This is a genomic window from Kitasatospora sp. SC0581, from assembly GCF_048159585.1.
Classification (GTDB): Bacteria; Actinomycetota; Actinomycetes; order Streptomycetales; family Streptomycetaceae; genus Kitasatospora.
Genome location: NZ_JBLRWA010000013.1, coordinates 89,883 through 110,716 on the forward strand (window position 1 = coordinate 89,883; position 20,834 = coordinate 110,716).

The 20,834-nt window shown below is 71.0% G+C and carries 25 protein-coding genes and 1 pseudogene; 10 read left to right on the top strand and 16 right to left on the bottom strand.

From position 1 onward, the window contains the following. Nucleotides 1-41: 41 nt before the first annotated feature. A complete protein-coding gene (locus ACLWS4_RS21075; protein ID WP_074005493.1) occupies nt 42-1,520 on the top strand; it encodes an MFS transporter in 1,479 nt (492 codons plus the stop codon). A gap of 90 nt (nt 1,521-1,610) precedes the next feature. Here ACLWS4_RS21075 and ACLWS4_RS21080 read toward each other — a convergent pair whose 3' ends face one another. After that, nucleotides 1,611-2,540, bottom strand: coding sequence for a helix-turn-helix transcriptional regulator (locus tag ACLWS4_RS21080; RefSeq protein WP_416874899.1), 930 nt, complete (start codon nt 2,538-2,540; stop codon nt 1,611-1,613). A 91-nt stretch (nt 2,541-2,631) separates the two neighbouring features. On the opposite strand from ACLWS4_RS21080, the gene ACLWS4_RS21085 reads away from it, so the two are divergent. Beyond that, complete coding sequence (locus tag ACLWS4_RS21085) at nt 2,632-3,183, top strand: NIPSNAP family protein (RefSeq protein WP_387830427.1); 552 nt, start codon at nt 2,632-2,634, stop codon at nt 3,181-3,183. Nucleotides 3,184-3,215: 32 nt separating this feature from the next. On the opposite strand, the gene ACLWS4_RS21090 is transcribed toward ACLWS4_RS21085, so the two are convergent. Then, a complete protein-coding gene (locus tag ACLWS4_RS21090) occupies nt 3,216-3,743 on the bottom strand; it encodes a hypothetical protein (protein ID WP_117489136.1) in 528 nt (175 codons plus the stop codon). Nucleotides 3,744-3,837: 94 nt separating this feature from the next. Next, complete coding sequence (locus ACLWS4_RS21095; RefSeq protein ID WP_416874900.1) at nt 3,838-5,343, bottom strand: MBL fold metallo-hydrolase; 1,506 nt, start codon at nt 5,341-5,343, stop codon at nt 3,838-3,840. A 78-nt stretch (nt 5,344-5,421) separates the two neighbouring features. On the opposite strand from ACLWS4_RS21095, the gene ACLWS4_RS21100 reads away from it, so the two are divergent. Then, nucleotides 5,422-6,015 carry a TetR/AcrR family transcriptional regulator gene (locus ACLWS4_RS21100; RefSeq protein ID WP_375876466.1) on the top strand — a complete coding sequence of 198 codons (594 nt, stop codon included), beginning with the start codon at nt 5,422-5,424 and terminating at the stop codon, nt 6,013-6,015. A 48-nt stretch (nt 6,016-6,063) separates the two neighbouring features. On the opposite strand, the gene ACLWS4_RS21105 is transcribed toward ACLWS4_RS21100, so the two are convergent. Together ACLWS4_RS21105 and ACLWS4_RS21110 are read right to left on the bottom strand one after the other, a co-directional pair. Then, nucleotides 6,064-6,306, bottom strand: a complete 243-nt coding sequence (locus ACLWS4_RS21105) for a hypothetical protein (protein WP_375876465.1) — start codon at nt 6,304-6,306, stop codon at nt 6,064-6,066. Continuing rightward, entirely contained in the window at nt 6,303-6,671 is a 369-nt protein-coding gene (locus tag ACLWS4_RS21110; RefSeq protein WP_074005487.1) for an ATP-binding protein, read from the bottom strand. The genes ACLWS4_RS21105 and ACLWS4_RS21110 overlap by 4 nt, the downstream gene beginning before the upstream one ends. Before the next feature lie 138 nt (nt 6,672-6,809). Between ACLWS4_RS21110 and ACLWS4_RS21115 the strand changes: the two genes are divergently transcribed. Together ACLWS4_RS21115 and ACLWS4_RS21120 are read left to right on the top strand one after the other, a co-directional pair. Beyond that, nucleotides 6,810-7,703, top strand: a complete 894-nt coding sequence (locus ACLWS4_RS21115) for a helix-turn-helix domain-containing protein (RefSeq protein ID WP_143204701.1) — start codon at nt 6,810-6,812, stop codon at nt 7,701-7,703. Between the two features lie 2 nt (nt 7,704-7,705). Further along, a complete protein-coding gene (locus tag ACLWS4_RS21120) occupies nt 7,706-7,903 on the top strand; it encodes a DUF397 domain-containing protein (protein ID WP_416874901.1) in 198 nt (65 codons plus the stop codon). A 47-nt stretch (nt 7,904-7,950) separates the two neighbouring features. Here ACLWS4_RS21120 and ACLWS4_RS21125 read toward each other — a convergent pair whose 3' ends face one another. Continuing rightward, on the bottom strand, nt 7,951-8,487 hold the full coding sequence (locus ACLWS4_RS21125) for a hypothetical protein (RefSeq protein WP_380781860.1): 537 nt from the start codon (nt 8,485-8,487) through the stop codon (nt 7,951-7,953). Nucleotides 8,488-8,685: 198 nt separating this feature from the next. Between ACLWS4_RS21125 and ACLWS4_RS21130 the strand changes: the two are divergent. After that, a pseudogene (locus tag ACLWS4_RS21130) lies at nt 8,686-8,814 on the top strand (DUF397 domain-containing protein); the annotation flags it as partial. A 79-nt stretch (nt 8,815-8,893) separates the two neighbouring features. On the opposite strand, the gene ACLWS4_RS21135 reads toward ACLWS4_RS21130, so the two are convergent. Further along, a complete protein-coding gene (locus tag ACLWS4_RS21135; protein ID WP_074005482.1) occupies nt 8,894-9,397 on the bottom strand; it encodes a GNAT family N-acetyltransferase in 504 nt (167 codons plus the stop codon). Nucleotides 9,398-9,711: 314 nt separating this feature from the next. On the opposite strand from ACLWS4_RS21135, the gene ACLWS4_RS21140 reads away from it, so the two are divergent. The 3 genes from ACLWS4_RS21140 (at nt 9,712) to ACLWS4_RS21150 (ending at nt 11,150) form a co-directional block, all read left to right on the top strand. Next, nucleotides 9,712-10,020 (top strand): DUF397 domain-containing protein, encoded by a 309-nt coding sequence (locus ACLWS4_RS21140; RefSeq protein WP_416874902.1) that lies wholly within the window; start codon nt 9,712-9,714, stop codon nt 10,018-10,020. Then, nucleotides 10,004-10,519, top strand: coding sequence for a DUF6879 family protein (locus ACLWS4_RS21145; RefSeq protein WP_416874903.1), 516 nt, complete (start codon nt 10,004-10,006; stop codon nt 10,517-10,519). Before ACLWS4_RS21140 ends, ACLWS4_RS21145 begins: the two co-directional genes overlap by 17 nt. A gap of 109 nt (nt 10,520-10,628) precedes the next feature. Continuing rightward, entirely contained in the window at nt 10,629-11,150 is a 522-nt protein-coding gene (locus ACLWS4_RS21150) for a DUF6879 family protein (protein ID WP_388049173.1), read from the top strand. 156 nt (nt 11,151-11,306) lie between these two features. On the opposite strand, the gene ACLWS4_RS21155 is transcribed toward ACLWS4_RS21150, so the two are convergent. From ACLWS4_RS21155 to ACLWS4_RS21180, 6 genes are all read right to left on the bottom strand, one after another. Further along, complete coding sequence (locus tag ACLWS4_RS21155) at nt 11,307-11,858, bottom strand: GNAT family N-acetyltransferase (protein ID WP_416874904.1); 552 nt, start codon at nt 11,856-11,858, stop codon at nt 11,307-11,309. Next, entirely contained in the window at nt 11,827-12,492 is a 666-nt protein-coding gene (locus ACLWS4_RS21160) for a lasso peptide biosynthesis B2 protein (RefSeq protein WP_416874905.1), read from the bottom strand. Before ACLWS4_RS21160 ends, ACLWS4_RS21155 begins: the two co-directional genes overlap by 32 nt. After that, a complete protein-coding gene (locus ACLWS4_RS21165) occupies nt 12,489-14,186 on the bottom strand; it encodes an albusnodin/ikarugamycin family macrolactam cyclase (RefSeq protein ID WP_416874906.1) in 1,698 nt (565 codons plus the stop codon). Before ACLWS4_RS21165 ends, ACLWS4_RS21160 begins: the two co-directional genes overlap by 4 nt. Nucleotides 14,187-14,264: 78 nt before the next feature. Continuing rightward, a complete protein-coding gene (locus tag ACLWS4_RS21170; RefSeq protein WP_380781940.1) occupies nt 14,265-14,393 on the bottom strand; it encodes an albusnodin family lasso peptide in 129 nt (42 codons plus the stop codon). Between the two features lie 120 nt (nt 14,394-14,513). Beyond that, nucleotides 14,514-14,654 (bottom strand): hypothetical protein, encoded by a 141-nt coding sequence (locus tag ACLWS4_RS21175; protein ID WP_158077778.1) that lies wholly within the window; start codon nt 14,652-14,654, stop codon nt 14,514-14,516. Nucleotides 14,655-14,716: 62 nt separating this feature from the next. Continuing rightward, the gene (locus tag ACLWS4_RS21180) at nt 14,717-15,166 is read right to left on the bottom strand and encodes an ATP-binding protein (RefSeq protein ID WP_380781932.1); all 450 of its coding nucleotides are present in this window, start codon (nt 15,164-15,166) and stop codon (nt 14,717-14,719) included. 182 nt (nt 15,167-15,348) lie between these two features. Here ACLWS4_RS21180 and ACLWS4_RS21185 point away from each other — a divergent pair, with 182 nt between their 5' ends. Next, nucleotides 15,349-16,662 carry a hypothetical protein gene (locus ACLWS4_RS21185; protein ID WP_416874907.1) on the top strand — a complete coding sequence of 438 codons (1,314 nt, stop codon included), beginning with the start codon at nt 15,349-15,351 and terminating at the stop codon, nt 16,660-16,662. On the opposite strand, the gene ACLWS4_RS21190 is transcribed toward ACLWS4_RS21185, so the two are convergent. From ACLWS4_RS21190 to ACLWS4_RS21200, 3 genes are all read right to left on the bottom strand, one after another. Next, entirely contained in the window at nt 16,663-17,196 is a 534-nt protein-coding gene (locus ACLWS4_RS21190) for an NUDIX domain-containing protein (RefSeq protein WP_074005475.1), read from the bottom strand. A 327-nt stretch (nt 17,197-17,523) separates the two neighbouring features. Further along, nucleotides 17,524-18,237, bottom strand: coding sequence for an aminoglycoside N(3)-acetyltransferase (locus tag ACLWS4_RS21195; protein ID WP_416874908.1), 714 nt, complete (start codon nt 18,235-18,237; stop codon nt 17,524-17,526). A 161-nt stretch (nt 18,238-18,398) separates the two neighbouring features. Next, nucleotides 18,399-20,825 carry an FxsB family cyclophane-forming radical SAM/SPASM peptide maturase gene (locus ACLWS4_RS21200; protein ID WP_416874909.1) on the bottom strand — a complete coding sequence of 809 codons (2,427 nt, stop codon included), beginning with the start codon at nt 20,823-20,825 and terminating at the stop codon, nt 18,399-18,401. Nucleotides 20,826-20,834: the final 9 nt, after the last annotated feature.

Sequence of the window (20,834 nt, forward strand, 5' to 3'; positions counted from 1 at the left end):
ATTCATGCGCATGTATCTTGTTGCCCCGGAAAGGAGAACCGATGACTGAGGCAATCTCACTCGTGGACGCCAAGCAGGAGAACGACCGAGGAACCGAGCAGGGGCAGGAGCGGCAACCCGCCAAGACCTCCTGGATGCCGATGGCCGCCGTCGGCGTCGCCCAGCTGATGGTCATGCTGGACTCGACGGTCGTGAACGTGGCGCTGCCCTCGATCGGCTCCGAGCTCCCCGCCGACCAGACCGCCCTCCAGTGGACGATCAGCGCCTACATCCTCATGTACGGCAGCCTGCTGCTGTTCGGCGGCCGCGTCGCCGACGTCGTCGGACGGCGCCGGTCCTTCCTGGCCGGCCTGACCACCTTCGCCGTCGCGTCCGTCCTGTGCGGCCTCGCCGGCAACCAGGAACTGCTGATCGCCGGCCGCGTGCTCCAGGGCCTGGGAGCCGCGGTGCTCTCCGCCGCCGCCCTGTCGATCGTGGTGACGGTGTACCAGAACGAGGACCAGCGCAAGGCCGCCCTCGCCACCTGGAGCGGCCTCGGCGTGATCGGGGCCATCCTCGGCGCCGTCCTCGGCGGGCTCGTCGTCTCGGCCGTCAGCTGGCGCTGGGCCTTCCTGATCAACATCCCGATCAGCCTCGCCTCCGGGATCATCGGCCTGCGCAGCCTGCCGGCCATGCGCGCCGACGGCCGCCGCCCGCTGCGCCTGCCCACCGCCTTCTTCGCCACCGCCGGCCTGGCCTGCCTGTCCTTCGGCCTGATCCGGCTGCACGACGGCATGACCTCCGTCACCGCGTGGGCCAGCATGGGCCTGTCCGTGCTCCTGCTCGCCGGCGTCGCCCGGGCCGAACTGGGCAAGTCCGACCCGCTGCTCCCGCTGCACCTCCTGCGCATCCCCACCTACTGGCTCAGCAGCCTCGGGCTGCTGCTCGCCGCGATCGTGATGATGGGCAGCTCCTACCTGGCCAGCAACTACTTCCAGGGCGCGCACGACATGAGCGCCTTCGCCACCGGCCTCTCCATGCTCCCCATGGGCCTGGCCGCGCTGGTCTTCGCCTCCGTCGTGCCCAACCTCATCGGCGCCGTCGGCCCTGGCCTGACCTACCTGATCGGCGCACTCACCCAGATCGCCGGCGCCGCCGTCCTGGTCACCGGACCGTCCAGCACCGTCGTCGCCATCGTCGCGCTGACCGTCATCGGGGCCGGCCTGCCCACCTGCTTCGTCCCGCTCTACGGGGTCGGCACCTCCCACGTGCTCCCCGAGGAGTCCGGCGTCGGCTCCGGCCTGCTGAACACCTTCAACGAGAGCGGCGCCGCCCTCGGCATCGCGGTGATCGGCACCATCCTGGCCACCTCCACCGACGGCGAGCTGGCCTCCGGCGCCACCGCCCCGGACGCCATGACCACCGGCGTCGGCAACGGCTTCCTCGCCGTCGTGATCTGCGCGGCCCTCGCCGCCTGCATCGCCCTGGGCCTGCACCGACTGACCCGTGCCGCCGGGCAGACCGCGACCACGGAGTCCTGAAACCACCCCCTCCCCGGGCCGAACCGGCCCCCCCGGAACCGCCCGACCGGCCCCCCGCCGGTCGGGCGTTCCGCTGTCCGGGCCCGGGGGTCACCCCCCGTAGCGGGCGGCCAGGGTCCGGACCGTTGCGGCGATGCGGTCGCGGAGTTCGGCCGGTTCCAGGACCTCGACGTCGGCGCCCAGTCGCAGGAACTCCCCGTGCGCGTGGTCCAGCGACTCGATCGGCACCCGGGCCTCCGTCCAGCCGTCGGCCGCGGCGGCGACCCCGAGGCGCCGGGCGCCCTCCGGGGTGAGCCGGAGCAGCGCCTCCCCGGTGTGCAGCCGGGCCCGGAAGTCGGCGAGGTAGTCCGCCCAGTACGCGCCCAGGCCGAAGCCGTCCGGCACCGCGAACTCCTCGTCCAGCTCGCGCAGTTCGACGACCTGGTCGACCCGGTACGTGCGCATCCCGGTCGGCCCGGCGGCGACCAGGTACCAGCGCCCCGCCTTCAGCACCAGCCCGTACGGCTCCACCCGCCGCTCGATCTCCTCCGGCGCCCGCCAGCGCCGGTACCGCAGCACCACCGCCCGCCGCTCCCACACCGCGGCGGCCACGGCGGCCAGGTGCGGGGTCTCGTCCGCCGCGCCGTACCAGCCGGGCGCGTCGAGCAGGAAGCGCTCCTGGATCCGCCCGGCGTGCTCGCGCAGCTCGGCCGGCAGGGCCGCCCGCAGCTTGAGCTGGGCGGCGGCGAGCGCCTCGCCGAGGCCCAACTGGGCTGCGGCGCCCGGGAGTGCGGCGAGGAAGGCGGCCTGGGCCTCGTCGGCGGTCAGCCCGGTGAGGCGGGTCCGGTAGCCGTCGACCAGCCGGTACCCGCCGGCGTGCCCGGCGTCGCCGTACAGCGGGACACCGGCGGCGGCGAGCGCCTGGACGTCCCGGTAGACCGTACGGACGGAGACCTCCAGCTCCGCCGCCAGCTGCTCGGCGGTCAGCCGGCCCCGGTTCTGGAGCAGCAGGAGCAGGGCGACCAGCCGACTCGCGCGCATGCCGCCCAGTATCCACTGACAGGGGATGTCAGGGGAGCGCTCCTACGCTGCGGCCCATGAACGACTTCACCCGCACCGGGGCGGCCGCCGCATGAGCCCCGTCGTCGAACTCCGCCGGTACACCCTGCACCCCGGCGCCCGGGAGACCCTGATCGAGCTGTTCGAGCGCGAGTTCGTGACCGGCCAGCAGGCGGTCGGCATCACCGTCGGCGGCCGCTTCCGCGACCTGGACGACCCGGACCGCTTCGTCTGGCTGCGCGCCTTCCCCGACATGGCCGGCCGGCGGCGCGCCCTGGAGGCCTTCTACGGCGGCCCGGTCTGGCGGGAGCACCGCGACGCGGCCAACGCCACCATGGTCGACAGCGACGACGTCCTGCTGCTGCGCGGCCCCTGCTTCACCCCGCCCGCGGGCGCCCGCGAGGTCCTCGCCACCGTCTGCCACCCGGCCGACGCCGCCGCCTTCGACGCCTTCGCCACCGAACACCTGCTCCCGGCCCACGCGTTGCACCGCACCGAGCACGCCGAGAACGACTTCCCCCGGCTGCCCGTCCGCACCGGCGAGGACGTCCGCGTCTGGTTCGGCCCCGCCGAGCCGGCCCCCTGGCCCTCCCGGCGACTTCGGCTGGAACCCGTCACGCCGTAGCCCGCCGGACGCACCCTGCCGCACCCGCTCCGTCAGGAGCCGACGAGCCCCGCCAGCTCGTCGGCCGACTCCGGTGCCAGGCGGTAGAACCCCTGGAGGCCGACCGCCCGTTCGAGGCGGCCGTCCACCACGTGCTTCAGGTTCCGCGTCCGGTTGCGGCGGTTGCGCCAGGTGAGCCGCTCCAGCAGCTCGCCCGGCACCGGCCGGTCGAAGCGCACCGGCGTCGCGTCCACGTGCACCGCCGAGGCGCCGCAGCCGCCGGCGCCGAGCATCGACCAGGCCTCGTGCCCGGGGAACGCCGGGTCGTCCCAGCTCGCGGCGGCGGCGCCGCAGCAGTCGCCCCGCTCCCGGTCGACCACCCGCATCCGGCTCACCACGAACACCTCACACCGGTTGACGTGCAGCGCGTACACCTCGTCCCCGGCCCGGGCCCCCGACCAGGCGGGCAGCGAGGTGTGCACCCCGCTGAAGGCGACCGGGGGCCGGGCACCCACGTGGCCGGCCTTGCGCAGGGCGCGGCAGGTCGGCTGGGTCCACAGGACGGTGAAGGCGTCGGGCACGCGGCGATCGTAGGAGCGGGCACGGACAACGGCGGGTGAGCGTTCCCTGCGCGCGCCGGGCATGTGCCCTACGCGCCCGCTCCTGCTGCCGCCCCTACGCGCCGGCCCCGGAGAGCCAGCCGTCGACGGGGACCCGGCAGGAGTTGAGGATTCCGGCCACCATCCGGTACGTCCCGACCAGCGCCAGCAGCTCCAGCAGCCGCAGCGCGGAGTGGCTGTCCGCCAGTGCCTCCCAGGTGGCCGGGGAGAGCGCGTGCCCGTCGTGCAGCTCGTCGACGGCCCGCAGCAGGACGCGGTCGGTCTCGGCCCAGTCGGGGTGGTCCGGCCCCTCCGGGACGCGGGCGATCTCGGGCCCGCTCAGCCCGGCGAGGCCGCCGAGCCGGACGTGGTGCTGCCACTCGTACGTCGAACCGGTGCGGTGTGCGGTGCGCAGAACGGCCAACTCCCGTTCGCGGGGCGGGATCGTGCCCTGGTTGAGCAGGGCGAGCAGCGGCGCCAGGCTGGTCAGCAGGTCGGGGTGGTGCCCGATGGTGGCCAGCACGTTGGGCACCGGGAAGCCCTCCAGCGGCCCGGCTCCCTCAGCCGGGAACAGCTGCCGGACGATGCCCGGCAGGCCCGCGGCCAGCGCGGTGACCTCGGCGGCGACCTCGGCCCCGGCCCGCGGGGCCAGCAGCGGGGCGGGCTCGTACGCGTCCAGGAGGCCCAGGAGTTCCATCTCGCCCGGGGTTCCGTCGCCGTTGAGTTCGCGGTGGACGGCGCCGATGTTGAGGACCAGCCGCTCGGGGTCGGCCAGGTCGGCGAGGCCGATCAGGTCCATCTCCCGTGCGGCGCGCAGCACCGGCACGCCCGCCCGGTGGGTGCGCTCGGCATGGTCGCGGACCCGCTCCAGGTAGTCGCGGAAGGAGCGGACCTCGGGCTTGCCGACGACCGGCCCGTGCCCGGGCACGATCGTATCGACGTCCAGGTCGAGGATGCGGTCGCAGACGGCGATCCAGTTGCCGATCGGGCCGCTGTGGATCACCGGGTGGCCGCCGATGAACAGCAGGTCCCCGGCGAACAGCACACCGGTGTCGGGCAGTTGGACCAGGATGTCGCCCTGGGTGTGGGCGGGGCCGACCTCGATCAGCCGGACGGTGCGCCGCCCGACGGCCACGTCCAGCTCGCCGGTGAAGGTCCGGTTCGGCGGGGTCGGGGTGATGCCGCCGAAGTCGAAGGTCTCCCGCATCCGCTGGACGACCTTCGGCAGCCGGAGGTCACCCGGCGCGGCGACCACCGCGTGCAGATGGTCGGCGCGCATCTCGGCCGCGGCGGCCTCGGAGGCGATGGTCACGACGTCCGGGAGGAGCTGGTTGCCCCACCAGTGGTCGCCGTCGCTGTGGCTGTTGACCAGCGTGCCGATGGTGACGTGCGGCAGGGCGCGCGCGACGGCGTCGAGCAGCTCGCGGGTCTGCGGGACGGTGAACAGGGTGTCGACGAGCAGGGCCTCGTCGCCGGAGGCGATCAGCCCGGCGTTGCTCAGGCCCCAGGAGCCGTTGGGCTGCAGGTAGGCGTAGGTGTCCGGGGCGATCTCGTGCAGGCCGAGGGTGTACGGGACGGCCATGGGTAGGCCTCCTCACTGATTGGACTGGAGTACCAACATGTACTCCAGTCCATCAATGGATTCAAGTACGCTCCCCTTGTGACCTCTCCTCCCAACCGACACGACCAGCGCCGCACCGCGACCCGGGAACGGCTCCTGACGGCAGCCCTGGAGCTGTTCGCCACCCAGGGGTACGCGGCCACCACCTACGACCACATCGCCGAACGCGCGGACGTGGGACGCCAGACGGCCTTCAACCACTTCCGCCGCAAGGAGGACTTCGTCACCGCCTGGGTCCAGCAGCGGCACGAGGTGCTGGACCGGCAGGACGAGGCGAGCGCATCCACCGGCGACTCCGTCATCGATGCGCTCGCCGACGCCCTGCGCACCCTCGCGGAGCTCAACGAGCGGGAGTACGCGCTGGCCAAGGACCTGCACGACAGCGGAGTCCTCCACGCCGCCTTCGCCCTCGGCACCACGACGCCGCAGGCGTTCGTCACCGCCACCACCCGGGGAGCCGAACAGGGCGAGATCCGGCCGGAGTTCGACCCGGCATCCGTCGCCGACCTGGTGTTCGACACCTACATCACGACCCTCGGCCGCTGGCTCGCCGCCGGCGCGGACCGCCCGCTCGCCGATGCCCTGCTGGCCAGGCTCGACATCCTCGCCACCGGCTTCACGGCCGGATACTGACCGCACGGGCGCGGGCCCCGTCCGACGGACGGAGCCCGCGTGCGCCCGCTACCGGTACTGCCTGAACTCGCGGACGAGCGCGAGCAGGTTGATCAGCGTGCTGGCCGGAACATTGCCGAGCGAGACCAGGACCTGCCCGTTCAGGACGGTCTCCCCGGGCTGGGCGGACGGCCAGAGCAGGCCGAACTCGCGCCCCTCGGCGCGGAGTTCCACGATCAGGCCGGCGATCTGCCGACTGGTGAGGTGCCGGATCGCGGGATCGGCCGGCCGGATGGGATAGAGGGCGTTCACGCGACCAGGTCCAGCTCGAACCAGACCCGCTTCCCGAGCTTCTGCGGCTCGACACCCCAGCGGTGCATGAGCCCCTCGATCAGCTGCAACCCCCGCCCCGACTCGGCGAGCAGACCGAACTTCTGATGCTTCGGCAGCTCCGAACTGCGGTCGGCGACGGTGACGCGGAGGGTGCTGCCGGAGTAGACGACCGTGACGACCGGCGAGGCCGTCAGCCCGTGCCGCCACGCGTTCACGACCAGCTCCATGAGCGCGAGTTCGGCGTCCCCGATGACCGGGTCGGGGTACCCGGCGCGCTCCATCGCGTCGCGCAACACCTCGCGGGACACGGTGAGGGAGGGGGAGTTGAGGTTGGGGTCACACATGGGGAATCTCCCATCAGCTCAAATGAGCTACGCACGGAGAGACCTGACGCCTCATCCGGCGAGCAGTGCAGTGAAACTTTAGGGTCTTCTCGGCAAAGTTGGCAACACGCTCTGCGCATGGATCTACACTGTCCGTAGGTGACGGTCCGCGAGGAAGGCACGCCGATGGCATTCAGGACTGGGATCAGCGAACGTCAGCGCCGGTTCGGCGAGGAGCTTCGCCGTGTACGTGATGCCGCCGGACGCTCGGCGCTGGAGATCGGCCAGGCGATCGGCGTGAAGGGGCCAGCGGTCAGCCACATCGAATCCGGTCGGATGGGCCTCAACCTTGACCGATTGAATGTCTGGCTTGATCTGTGCGAGATCACAGACACCGACTACCGAGCCGGTCTTGCAGCCATGAGCAAGGGTTCCAAGACGGCCTGGTGGAACGACTACAAACCTCACGTGCATCCCACCGCGATCGATCTCGCCGAAGCAGAGGCGAGCGCGACGGCCTTGGACAGCTACCAGACGCTCCTGATTCCCGGCCTGCTCCAGACCAAGGCCTACAGCGAGATCATCCACGACTACGCGGAGAAGAGGGTCGAGTTCCGTCAGCGCCGACAGGAGCTGCTCGCCGTCGAAAACGCCCCACCCTTCCACGCTGTTATCCATGAAGCGGCTCTGCACATGATGTACGGGGGACCGACCATCATGCGCGACCAGCTGAACCACCTCATCGAGGTCAGCAGGCTGCCCCATGTCACGGTCCAGATCCTCTCGTTCGACTGCACCACCTACTCCCGGAGTGAGACCCCGTTCGTCCTGATGCACGGGGCTCACGTACGCCTTGACTCGGTTCTGCTGGAACATCCACATGATTCAGACTTCTTGGGAGATCCTGAGGACGTGGCCGCATTCCGACGTAGGTTCGAGCGACTCAGGGGACTGGCCCTGCCGCCCCTGAACACGGCCACGCCCTCGTCGCCTTCCCATCGCGACTCGTGGGGCTTGATCCAGCACGTTCGGTACAAGATTCAAGGTAGGTAGTCATGAGCCAGCTCAACTGGCAGAAGTCGAGCTTCAGCGGCGACAGGGCAGACTGCGTCGAAATCGCGTCCGCTGGCGACCTCGTCTACATCCGCGAGTCCGACGACCCCATCCACATTGTCACCACCACGCCCACCAAGCTGGCCGCCTGGCTCCACAGCGCCAAGACCGGCGAGTTCGACCACCTCGCCGAAGCCTGACTCCCCTCCCCCGTGCCCCGGCGGTGGGCCGGGCACGGGGACCCCGTTCAACCCACTCGCCCCGCCAGTCCCAGCACGCGGTACCAGTGGCTCGTCTCCACGCCCTCCGCATCGAGCCCGGCCAGGTCCCGGAAGCGCTCCCCCGCGATCCACTCGAAGAAGAACTCCTCGACACTGCCCGCGACAGGCTCGACCCTGCACCCGGTGAACCAGATGCAGCCCTCGTCCGGCACCCTCCACACGCTGCCGTCGCGATCCACCAGCAGCGGGCTCGACGCGGCTTCCCCGAAGTAGAAGAACCGCGACGCGTCCTCCAGCACCCCACCACCGGGCAGCCCCGCTCCCTCCAGCCCCTCCGCCCACTGCCGGTCGGCCAACTCGTCGGCCCGGTAGAGCCGGCACGAGTGGTCCAGGTAGAGCCCGTCACTGGCCGCCATCAGCTCCCTGACCCCCTCGGGCGTCCCCGCCGGAACCGAGCTGCCGTCCCCGCCCTGCGGCACCTCACAATCCAGGAGCCCCAACTCCTCCCGGTACACCGCCAATGTGGACCGCAGAAGCCCCATCACCTCGAAGACGCCAGCCATCTCCCCACTCACCCCCAAAACGACAACCCCCTAAAGTCTCGCGCGGGAAGTCGACTGGGCCGACTTCCCGCGCAGAGAGCAAGCTCTCGGCCCGTACGCCAGGCATCCTGGGACACGAGCCGTCGTGGTAGCAGCACACGCACGGCAGAGGCTGTACCGGACTTGCTCCAGCCGTCACACAGCGCCGGAAAGGTAGACATGGAACAGCTCAACTGGCAGAAGTCGAGCTTCAGCGGCACCAACACCAACTGCCTTGAGATCGCCTCCGACGGTGAGCTGGTCTACCTCCGCGAGTCCGACGATCCGACCCGCATCGTCACCACTACCCGCCCCAAGCTCGCCATCTGGCTCCACAGCGCCAAGGCCGGCGAGTTCGACCACCGGGGCACGGGGCCTCCGGGTCAGCTCACGCGTCGGGGTGTGCGGACAAGGCGAGCCAGTCAGTCCACGAGATCCCCCGGCCGAGGAAGCGCGGCTGCTCGAACGGCCAGTCGGCGGCGATCCACTGCGGCACCAGCGCGTCCAGGGCCCGCTCGACCTCGCTGCCCACCAGGTCGTCCACCACCCACCAGGCGATCTCGCCGTCGGCGCCGGTCTTCGCGGGCGGGTCGATGTAGACGCAGCCGAGCAGGGCCGTCTCCGCCTCGTCGAGCAGCGCGTAGTTGAACGACTGGTGTGCGGCGATCTCCTTCTCGTGCCGCAACAGATCGGCCTGGTTGGCCTCGAAGGTCATGGTGGCCGCGGGCCAGCCCCAGGCCGGACCGAAGACGGTCCACAGCCGCTCGCGCGAACCCATCACGGCCGGATAGTCGAGCGGCGCGTCCGCCTCCCGGACCGGCCGCAGGTGGTGGCGCCCGCCGGGCAGTGGCACGTGGACGGGGTGGACGAAGTCATCGGGTAGCCAGCTCATGGCGCCCGACCGTAGCACCGTGCCGGCGCCCGCCCCCCTGGTTTTCTCCCCGCCAACCGGCCGCTCCCGCCGCCCCGGCGCAAGGCTCGTCTCCACACCTTCCGCATCGAGCGCCCGGCCAGGTCCCGGAACCGCTCGAAGACGCCAGCCATCTCCCCACCCACCCCCAGATCAACAACCGCCTAAAGCCTCGCGTGGGAAGTCGACTGGGCCGACTTCCCGCGCAGAGAGCAACCTCTCGGCCCGTACACCAGGCATCCTGGGACACGGGCCGTCGTGGCAGCAGCACGCGCACGGCAGAGGCTGTACCGGACTTGCTCCAGCCGTCACACAGCGCCGGAAAGGTAGACAAGGAACAGCTCAACTGGCAGAAGTCGAGCTTCAGCGGCGACAAGGCGGACTGCGTCGAAATCGCGTCCGCTGGCGACCTCGTCTACATCCGCGAGTCGGACGACCCCACCACCATCGTCGCCACCACCCCCACCAAGCTCGCCGCCTGGCTCCGCAGCGCCAAGGCCGGCGAGTTCGACCACTTCACGGCCCTGAAAGTGCCCGCCGGGGAGCCCGACGTTGAGATCCCCCGGCACGTCCTGGAGGAGGCTGTCCGTGCTCTTGGACGGTGACCAGTGGCGCACCCACTTCGACGGCTACCAGCACGATGCCTTCCGCTTCGAGGCCCCGCCCGCCTACACCATGCCCAAGGAGGCCGAGAACCTCGCGCGTTTCCTGCGCGGCGAGCCGAAGCCGACCGGGCAGAACGCGGCGTGGCACCGGCGGGTGCACGGCTTCGTCTCCTCCGGGCGGACGATCGGCCGCGTCCGCGTGGTGCGCCGGCCCCTCACGGACTACCAGCGGTACCAGTTCGCCTGGGGCATTCCCGGCAACATCACCGCGGGAGAGGACATCCGGATCCTGGACGCCACCGAGCGGGATCTCGGGATCCCCGACCAGGACTGGTGGCTGTTCGACGGTTCCTCGGCCGTCCACCTGAACTTCCGGCCTGACGGCACCCAGATCAACCGTGAACTGGTCACCGGCGACATGCGCCAGTACCAGGAGTGGAAAGAGCTCGCCCTGGCCCACTCCGTACCGTTTCTCGAATTCCTGAACACGCTCGGGTGACACTCGACCCGGACCAGCCCGACCGACGGCCGTCTACCACCGCTTCCATCTCCGCCAACTGATCTACTCCCAGTAGCAGTTGAGCCCTAGCCCAGCCGGAGGATTCCCAGTGAGCATCTCAGGCGAAGACTTCGAGAACCTCTTCTCGACGTTCCAGCGGGAGGCGTTCCGACTGGAAACGCTTGACGATTACAGCGGGTCATCGAACGCGGCGAGCCTCCGCGCGTTCCTCGATGGTGAACCGCAGCCGGCCGACTACAACCAGGAGTGGGTGGATGAGGTCCGGGCGAACACCGCCGGCGGGAAGCGCATGTACCGGGTCCACATCCTCTCCCGGCCGCTGACCCCCTACCTCCGGTTCGAACTCGGCTGGGGATACGCCAAGAACGCCACCGCCGGGGAGGAGTTCTTCATCCTCGACACCACCGACCAGCCGAATCCGCTCGATGGTGTTCCCGACTTCTGGGTGTTCGACGAATCCACCGTCATCACCATGCGCTACGGCGACGGCGGCACGTTCGTCGACGCCGACAGGGAGTCGACCACCGAGAAGTGGCTGGGGTACCGCGACCTCGCCCTGAGCCGTGCGGTGCCCTTCGCCGAGTGGTGGGCCCGGCACGGAAGCGAGTGAGAGGAACGGACCTCGAATAAGCCTTCAAGCCTTGCGGCTACCATCGCGCAGGAAGTCGGCCTGGCCGACTTCTCACGCACGCGATGGGGCTGGGTCCGCGTCGCCGCTTCGGCTGAACCGAAGCGGCGACGGAGGACTGATGCCGAACCTTCGGCCTCAGACGGACTTGGCATCAGACAAGAAGTCGTCCGCAACGGCGTCCATCAGCAGTTCGTCGCAGGGACGGCCCAGCCAGTAACCCGACTGCCGCAGTCGGCCGGCGGACTGGAACCCGGCCTTCTGGTAGGCAGCGACACCCACCGCGTTCGGCTCCAGGACCTTGAGCCACACCATGCGCAGGGCCGTGTACTCGAAGGCCCAGCGGAGCGTCAGCTCAGTGGCCTCAGCGGCGAAGCCCTTCCCGCGTGCCTCAGGGGCAAGGAGGATGACGTACTCGGCGGTCCGCACGACCGGATCGATCTGGAGGGTCGTGATGCCCACCGGGGTGTGGCCGTCGGCGGTGACCACCTCGAACTGGGGGTAGTCGCGGTTGCGGCCCTGGGCCTCCCAGCCACCGGCGCGGACCTCCCAGGACTGGGCGACCTGCGTGCCGAAACCGAGGATCGTGCCGGGGTCATTCTCCCAGCGGTGGTAGTCGGTCAGGTGGTCACGGTTGGTCATCGCCAGGCTGACGCGCTTACCGGGCAGCAGGATGTTCGGAGTGGGCATCGGGGCCTCGTTCCAGGTCGGTTGGTGCGTTGATCGGCGTGTAGTCGCCAGTGTGCTCGGGTTCTTCGACCGGCAGGCCGTGAACGTCACAGATCCAGGCGTGCAGCCGTATCGGGTCGGTGGCCACCCCGTGCCGCCAGGCACCCCCACGGCCGCCGAGCGCGAGCAGGAGCGAGGCCGCGGTGGACTCCTCCAGGCATGCGACGCGGGCCGGGCACGGACGAGCGGCCCAGCGGACCGAGCGTATCGCCAGGCGGGCGTGGGCCGTTGTCGGCAACGGGAGGTTCCCGCCGAGTTCGGCGAGGTGGCGCAGGCGGCCAAACCTCGATCCCCGGCGGCCGGCGGTGCGAACGGCAAGGGTCGTCGCCAGCACGGCAGCAGCAGCCAGGCGCCAGGCCAACGGCGGTGGGACGAGCGCCTCCAGGCGGGCGGGGGACTCGCTCGTGCCCCAGGACACCTCCGAGTCCCTGACCGTCACCGGAACCGGAGCCGAGCTCTGCTCCAGCGCAGCGAGCCAGCGAGCGAGTGCCCCACCCGTGAGGACGATCGTCTCGCCGGTCCGGTAGTTGACGACGACGCCCGCCCGGCCGGTCAGGGCGGTGCGCGTGTGCGAAGTCGGCACGGGCGTGGTCACGCTGTCTCCTCCCACTGAACCGCCTGTCCGGCAGCCGTCGAGGACCGGAGCCACAGCTCCGTGCCGAGGACGGGTTCGATCAGCCCCCACGGGATGTCAACGCCGAGCACGGCGTTGCCCAGCAGCGAGCGCAGGGCCGCCGGGTGGACGAGGCCAAGGTCCGCGAGGTAGCCGCCCGTGAGATCCAGGACGCCAGCCTTGTTCGCGCGCAACCCGTGGTGGTGGTCGGCCGCGAACACCCCCTTGGCCCCCCGCTGGAGGACAGCGGGAGGCAGGAGACGAGCCGCAACATCGGTCAGCAGGGGCTTGTACCGGTGCGCGGACCATCGCTCGGGCGCAGGTGTGGCGAGGACGGATTCCACAATGCGGGTGTCTGTGAAGGGGCTGTGCATCTCGATGCCGTGCGCGGCAGCGAGCTGGTTCTCCGTCGCGGCGCTGCGGCCGACGTAGCGGGCCTCCTCCAGGAGGTGGCGGTCCGCGTACCCGAGGCCATTCACCTCCGAGTACGGAGCGGTAACGGCGTCGGCCAGATCGAGCGAGTAGCGGGTGAGCCACGGCCTTGGCGCCGATGCCCCACCGAGCTTGCCCGGGGCATTGCAAGCGGCGGCCATCGCCGTCCAGGGGCTTGACCGGTAGAGGCGCGCCCATGCCTGTGCGTCGCCGGCCAGGCGCAGGAAGCGGCCCGATCGTGCCAGATCGGCCATGTGCACGGGCGGTGGCATGAACAATGAGTCGCCACCGTCCCCCGTCAGATGGACGTCAATGCCCTCCGAATCCAACATGTCGAGCTGTGCGCCCAGTTGGGCATGAACCATGGCGGACGGCGCTGGTTCGTCCGTCAGCGGGAGGGAGCCGAGGCCGGTGAACGGCAGGTGCTCCGGGCCCAGGGCCATGAAGCGGTGGCGGATCACGGGAAACACGCGGGCGACGGCACGGGCGTGGTCGATGTCTCCACCGCTCTCCCTGCCCTTGGGGTGGTAGGTCAGACCGGTGACCGGACCGCATTGGGCGGCGAGGGCCGCCAGAGTGCTGGAGTCCAGGCCACCCGACAGATCGGAGGAGGCCGCACGGCCGGAAACCCGGATGCGGACGCCGCCCGCCAGGTCGGCACGCAGTCGTCGCACGGCATCGGCCCAGGCGAGTTCGGGCACCCGCCAGAACGGGGTGAAGCCGGAGACGCCGGAGGCGGTGGCCGACCAGCGGTGTCCCGGCGGTACCTGCTCCACTCCCGTCCACGCCGACCGGCCGGGAACCCAACCGGTCGGGTTGGCCAGGTACGCGGCCAGCCAGGCAGTATCGGGCTCGGCGTCGAGCAGGGAGGCCAGCGCGAGCGAACTCGACGCCCACACCGGGGCCCCGTCCCTCCGGGCGGTGTAGACAGGGGCGGCGCCCGCCGGGTCGGCCCACACCGTGCACACGCCGTACCCGTCATCGAAAACCAGGGTGTACGCGCCAGCCCAGGCCGTAGCCGCCATGTCCAGAGCAGGTAGGTCCGCAGACCAGACAAGGCGGATCAGCTCAGCGTCCGTCGCCCCGCACGGGCCGAACACAGCCAGGCGCCGCCCACCCGTTTCCTTCGCCGAGCGCACAGGAGCACCTGCCGACCAGGCCAACGGCCCACGCCAGACAACCCGTGCACCGACCGGCACCCGGGACGGAGCAGAACGGGAAATCGACCCGCCGAACAAGCTCATGTGATCACCTCCGTGCAGTGAGCGCGAGAGTGGTGCGGCGGCACCCCCCGGGGGTCGTGAGGTGCCGCCGCAGTACTGTCAGGCGTTGTAGGGCGAGCGCTTGCCCTCAACACTCTGGTTGTTGCTGCCCTTCGTCAGGACCGCCGCGTCTCCCAGGACGACGGCCTCCTCCTCCGGCTCGGGGTCGAGCTGGGCGAAGTCCTCCATGGTGTTCACCTCCCTTCGTTGCCGTAGGGCGTGGCGGGTCCACTCCCCGTCACGGTGGTGCGACCCCCCGACCCCGGTGTCGTCGTCGGGGCCGGGGGGAGTCTTGAGGTGAGCCAATGCTCAGGCCGGCGGCTCGTGGTCCGGTGCCGCCAGCGAGATGTGCGCCAGGCCGTGGTGGTCGGCGTCCAGTTGGTTCACCGCGGCGGTTCCTAGGAGGAACACCGTGACCACGTGACCGAGCGCCCAGACCCCCGTCAGCACCGCGCCAACGGGATCACGACGCTCGCCATGGTGTTGGCCGCGAGCCCCAGTTCCGTCCGAGGTCATGGCGTCGCCGTCCTCAGCGCGAACCAGACCCACTTGCCGAACGGGGCCCAGTCCACTCCCCAACGGGACGAGAGGGATTCCACCAGGCCGAGGCCATACCCGGACTCCGCCTGACCCTCCGGCTCCGTGCGGCACGGCAGTGCGCGGGACGAGTCCCGGACCCCCACCCACACCGACGCCTCCTGTCGGTCCACCGAGACGGAGATCCGCGAACACCCCGTGTGCTTGGCCGCGTTGGCAACCAGTTCGGTCACCAGCAGCTCAGCCACGTCCGCAAGGTACTCAAGGGACCATGCCGTCAGAGCGGTAGTCACCAACTTGCGTGCGGTCCCCGCAGATTCGGGATGGCAGCGCAGATGGAGCAGGCACCCGAGGTCACCAGACCGTACTACCGGGATCTCGATGTGCTCGGTACCTGATGGGTCGGCGGTTTTGATCAGACTCATCGGTAGAACCGCTCCCCTCCATCAGTCGGGCTCCCGGCGTCCTCCCGGAAGCGATCCCAGAATCCCGTGGCAGGTGGTGTCGAAATAAGGCCAGCGCGTGTACCCACGATGGGTAAACTCGCGGTCAGTTATCTCACGTGACACTGAGCAATGATCTTCCTTGCGCTGAGGGGCAGCTGGCCATGAGCGAGTCCACTCCGTCACCAGGGCTTCCGCGTCGGCTGCTCACGGACCCCGAGATGGTGGCGGCATGCGCGGAGAGAGACTTCGCGTTGATCTTCCAGCTCGCCAAGCGCAAATGCGGTTTCCACCCTTCACGCGTCGCCCGAGCGTGCGAGCTGACACCCAGCAGGGTGGGCGAGGTGATGAAGGGCCGACCGAAGATCACCAACATGACCGTCATCGAACGCATCGCAGACGGCCTACGGATTCCGGGACGGATGCTCGGCCTGGCGGACCGCAGTTGGGAACCGTCACCGATCCCACGCCGGGACCCAACACCGGTGGTCGAGCCTGCCCGTACCCCGTTGCCGGTCGTGGATTCGCGTTCAGGCAGCGATCTCGACAACATCCTCGCCATCGCGGCGGGCACGCGGGTCACGCCCAACGTCCTGCGGTCCCTCCAAGCGTCCATCGAGGACTACTGGCGGCGCGATGACCAGCACGGCGGCGAAGCGCTCCGGCCAGCGGTAATCGGTCAGCTCAGATACGTCACGGGCATAATGCGCGACACCGCCGATCCCAACTACCGGCGCAGCCTGCACGGCATCGCTGCCGAGCTCGCACGCCTCACAGGGTGGACGTACTTCGACGCACGGCAGTACAACACCGCGCAGGGATACTTCACTGAGTCGCTTCGGCTCGCACGAGAGATCGACGACCGCCCCTTCATCGCCAACGTGTTGGCCTGTCTCAGCCTCCAGTCGACCTACCAGGACAGGGCACAGGACGCGATCACGCTCGCCCTAGCCGCGCAGGACAGCGCGCGCCTTGTCGGCGGTACGCCGAGGCTACTGGCCATGCTGTCGATGCGCGAAGCCTTCGGCCACGCGAGCGCACACGACCAGGCGTCGACCCACCGCGCGATCACCGAGGCGCAACAGCACTTCGAGCGCATCCGCGAGGGGGACGACGACCCCGCATGGGTCGAGTACTTCGACCGCACCAAGCTCACTGTGGACACCGGCATCGCCCTCGGCCAGCTGGGAGACGCGACCGCCGCCGAACCCCTCATCGCCGAAGCCTTACGGGCCGAACCGACGACGAACCTCCGGGGCCGCGCGTTCCACAGTTTTTGGCTCGCACGCACCCAGCTCCAGCAGCGGCAGGTCGAGTTGGCGTGCGCGACCGCCACGGAAGCCGCCGATCTCGCGGCAGTGATCGAGTCCCCCCGAGTGGTCGCCCACCTCCAGGAGTTCCGCCACCTGCTCAGGCCCTACCGGGCCAATGCCTCAGTAGCGACGTTGGCCGACCGGATCACCAGTGCGGCCGGCTGATCAAAGGCCAGCCTCGTCCAGCAGCAGGTGGAGCACGCCCACGAGCGTGCCACTGCTGACGATCTCGCGACGGTTGATCATGCCGCGCAGATCGGACAGGGGAATCCACTCGATCCGGTCGGACTCGTTGCGCTCGGTCGGCGGTCCCACGTACTCCGCGGCGTCGGCCCGGAAGACGAAGTGCTCCGAGTCGGTGATCCCGTTCGCCGGCTGCGCGTAGATCAGCGGCTTCACGTCCGAGACCTTCCAGCCGGTCTCCTCCAGTGCTTCACGGGCCGCAGCCTCCGCCGGGGTCTCATCCGGCTCGACCAGGCCCATCGGGAGTTCCCAGGCCCAGGTGTCGGTGATGAAGCGGTGCCGCCACATCATGAGGACCTGCTTCTCGCTGTTCACGATGGCGGCCACGGCCAGGTGCCGCAGCTTGACCACGTGGTACTCCCAGCGGCGCCCGTCAGGCTGCTCGACGTCGGCCAACCACAGGTTCACCCAAGGGTTCTCGTAGATCGGACGTTCCCCGTGGATCTTCCACTGCATCGCTGCGACCCCTCTCGACGGACCATCAGCATGTCAGACGCCGCAGGCTGGGCAAGCGGCTTCCAACCCGGTTGCGTCACACTGACGAATAGGGGCACCTTGCTCGCAGCCGTGGGGCCCAGGAGCCGCCAAACCGATCGGGAGGACAGCGTGCGTAGGAAGTCGGCGGGGCCGACTTCCTACGCACGCAATGAGGTTGGAGCCCCGTCGCCGCTTCGGCGGAGCCGAAGCGGCGACGGGGGCGGGGTGGGGCGGAGGGGTGGGTGTGGGGGCGGGGGGTGGGAAACGGCGGGATCTCTTGTCAGCGGTGGGAACGAGGAGCGGGTTTCAGGGGCGGCCGCGCCGCAGGACGGCCTCGGCCAGGTCGACGGCCTCCCGCACCGGCACCAACCGGCAGTCGGCGGCGCCGATGCGGGCCGTGGTGACGCTGCGGGCGGTGCGCAGGACCTCGGCGCCGAGGCGGCCGAAGTGGAGGTCGTCCAGGTCGGGGGCCCGGAAGGTGGTCCAGCCGTCCACGCCGACGCACCGGTACTCGCGCACGGTCACGTCGGGCATGCGCAGGTCGGCGAGGTGGAAGGCGGTGAAGCGGTCCATCGGGACGCCGAGCATCAGCACCCGGGCGTCCAGGTCGTAGAGCCGTCCGAGCGGCGACTCCGGGCCGAGGTGGGAGGTGAGCGGGTGGTGGGCGGTGACCTCGTGGGCGAGCCGGCCCACGGCGGCCCAGGAGGTCTGCGGGTGCCGGCTGCGCAGGGCGCCCGGCCAGGAGCGGACGGCTTCCGACAGCGCCCCCATGGAGGGCGAGGCCGGGGTGGTGGCCGGGTCGAAGCGGGGCATCCGGGCCTGGTAGTCGGCCACCTCCGCCGGGGAGAGACCGGCGGTGGCGGACTGGTGGATGCGGGAGGTGGCGGAGTTCTCGGGCGTGGCGGTGTAGGCGACGAGGGTGCCGTCGGGGCCCAGGGCGTCGAGCAGGGCCTCGACCACCCCGGCCGCCCCGCCGGGCACCGGTCCGAGGGAGCGCAGCGATGCCTGGACGTGCAGCACCGTGCCGGGACGGACCCCGAGGTCGGCGAGGTCGCGGACGAGGGGGTGGACGGGGGAGGCGACGGCGACGCCGCCGCCGGCGCGGGGTTCGGTGAGGATGGCGTCTCCCGGGGGGTGAGGGCCCCGGGCGGGGGAGGTCCCGGGGCGGCGCGGGTGGGAGGTCAGACCCCGGCCCGTTCCCGCCGTACCCGGTCGGCCGCCTGCTCGGCGGCGGCGGGCAGCGACAGGTCGAGCCAGGGTGCCACGGTGGCACGCATGCCGTCGGCGAAGCGCAAGCCGGTCCCGGTCAGGGCTCCGGAGGTCGCCAGCCGCTCCACGGCCTCGGCGGTGTACCGCCGCCAGAGCGCGAACTGCTCCCGCGCCCGGTCGGCGGCCGTGCCCGGCAGTCCGTCGTACGCCAGGGTGCGGGTGCCCCAGTACTCGGTGACGGCCAGGTGGGCGTACGTGCCCTGGAGCAGCCCTTCGAGCGGCCGGGGGTCGGGCCGCCAGGGGGCGAAGTACAGGGTGGGGTCGGCGCGGTCGTACAGGTCGGTCAGGTCCAGCACCGCGCCGAGTTTGACGTGCTGGAACTCGTGCGCGAGCAGCAGGGCGAGGGTCGGCGCGGTGGCGGGCCGGGCGATGCCGACGGCGCCGTACGCCTGCCGGGCCGCCGAGCTGACGTCCCGGCCGGTCGGACCCGGCCGCAACGGGGTGACCGTCGTCAGGCCGGCCCGGATGCCTTCCGCGTACCCGGGCAGGTCGCGCCCGAGCAGCTCCCAGGCTTCGCGCAACGCGCCCGTCCAGTCGAGCAGTTCGCTCTCGGAGAGGTGGTCCGCGACGGGGTGGTCGTGGCAGTCGCGCAGCGGGTCGGCGTCCTCCAGGGCGACCGTCCAGCCGCCGGCCAGCCGGACCCTCCGCAGCGGTTCGTCCAGTTCGGTGCGTACCGTGCCGTCGGACGCCCGGACCGCGAGGCCGCCCGCCCGCCCGGTGACCACGGCCTCGCCGTCGGGTACGGCGATCCGGCCGAGCGTCGGCAGGTGCAGCCAGCCGCCGCGTACGGGCACGGCCACGGCGTCGCCCCGGCCGGCCCGCACGGCGGCCGCCGCGGCGAGCGCGGTCAGCGGGCCGAGTCCGGCCTGGAGGTCCCCGGCGAGGCGGCGGGCCGCCCAGGCGCGGGCGTACGGGTGGCCGAGGACGGCGTCCACGGCGGCGGGGGCCGCCGTGTCGAGCTCGGCCAGCAGGGTCCACGCTTCGGCCCGCCCCTGTCCGGAGGCGTCCCAGGCGGCGGCCAGCATCGCCCGGGTGAGGGCGAGTTGGGAGCGGCCGAGCGCGGCGACGGTCTCCGCGCTCCCGTATCCGCGCGCGAGTTCGTCGAGTTGCGACGGGGCGAGCGCGCCGGGCAGCAGCGGTTCGGCCTCCGGCGACGGCGCACCGGGCACCCCGGGCACCCCGGCCGGCTGCGCGGGCACACCGTCGCCGGAACTCCCGCTCCCCGCAATGCCCTTGATGAACGTCATGAGATCACCGCAGTAGACGGAGGGATGGTCGAAGCTGCCTCCCCCATCGTCGCTCCGATAGCGGTGGGCGTACAGCCCGCCACCGCAGGAGCGGACCACGGAGCAGGCGCGGCAGGCCTCGCTCAGTCCGGCCAGGCCGGACTGCCGGGCGGCGATGCCGGGGTGGCGGGCGAGGTCGTCGAGGCTGTGCGCGAAAACGTTCATCCCGGTGGCGGGCGCGCCGTCGTACGCGGTCTTCAGGCTGTCGGCCTGCTCGAAGGTCCCGTCCGTCTCCAGGACGGCCAGGTCGGAGGGCTCCAGTCCGAGCGACTCGGTGAGGCTGGAGAACCCCCGCAGGGTCCGGTGCACGGACTCGAAGGTCCGTACGGCGAACGGCTGCCCGTCCGCGTCCCACAGCCCGTGGACGGTCAGCAGCCAGTCGGCGTACGGGGTGGCACCCAGCTCGGCGGGGCGCCCGGGCGGCTCGTCCCAGGTGGCGTGCGGGAGCAGGAAGTCCACGGCGGGCGGCCGGAGTTCGGCCAGCGCCCGGTACACGGCCACCGGGTCGTTCCGGACGTCCATCGTGCACAGCAGCCCGGCGAACAGGTGCCGGTACCCGGGTTCGTTCAGCAGCGCGACGGCCCGCAGCACCTGCGGGTGGCTGCTGCGTCCGTCGGCGAACCGCCGGTGGCGGTCGTTGGCGGCCTTGTCGCCGTCCAGCGAGATGCCGACCTTGATCTCCTGCTCCGCGAACAGCGCGCAGAAGTCCCGGTTCAGCAGCACGCCGTTGGTGTGGATGCGCAGGTCGAGGGCGCAGCCGGGCGGGAGTGCCGCCCGGAGCGCCTCGGCGGCGCGGCGCAAGCGGTCCGGGCCGGCGAGCAGGGGTTCTCCCCCGTGCAGGACGACCCGGACGGCGGGCAGCCGGTGGGCGGCCGCGTGCTCGCCGATGCGCTCGGCGGCCTTGGCCAGGATCCCGTCCGCGATGACCTTCGGCCGGGACCGCCAGCTGCTGTCCGCGTGTTCGTAGACGTAGCAGTGGTCGCAGGCCAGATCGCACCTGCTGTGCATCTTGACCACGAACTGTGTCAACGGCAGCGGAATCGACGTCGTCATGGAACTGTC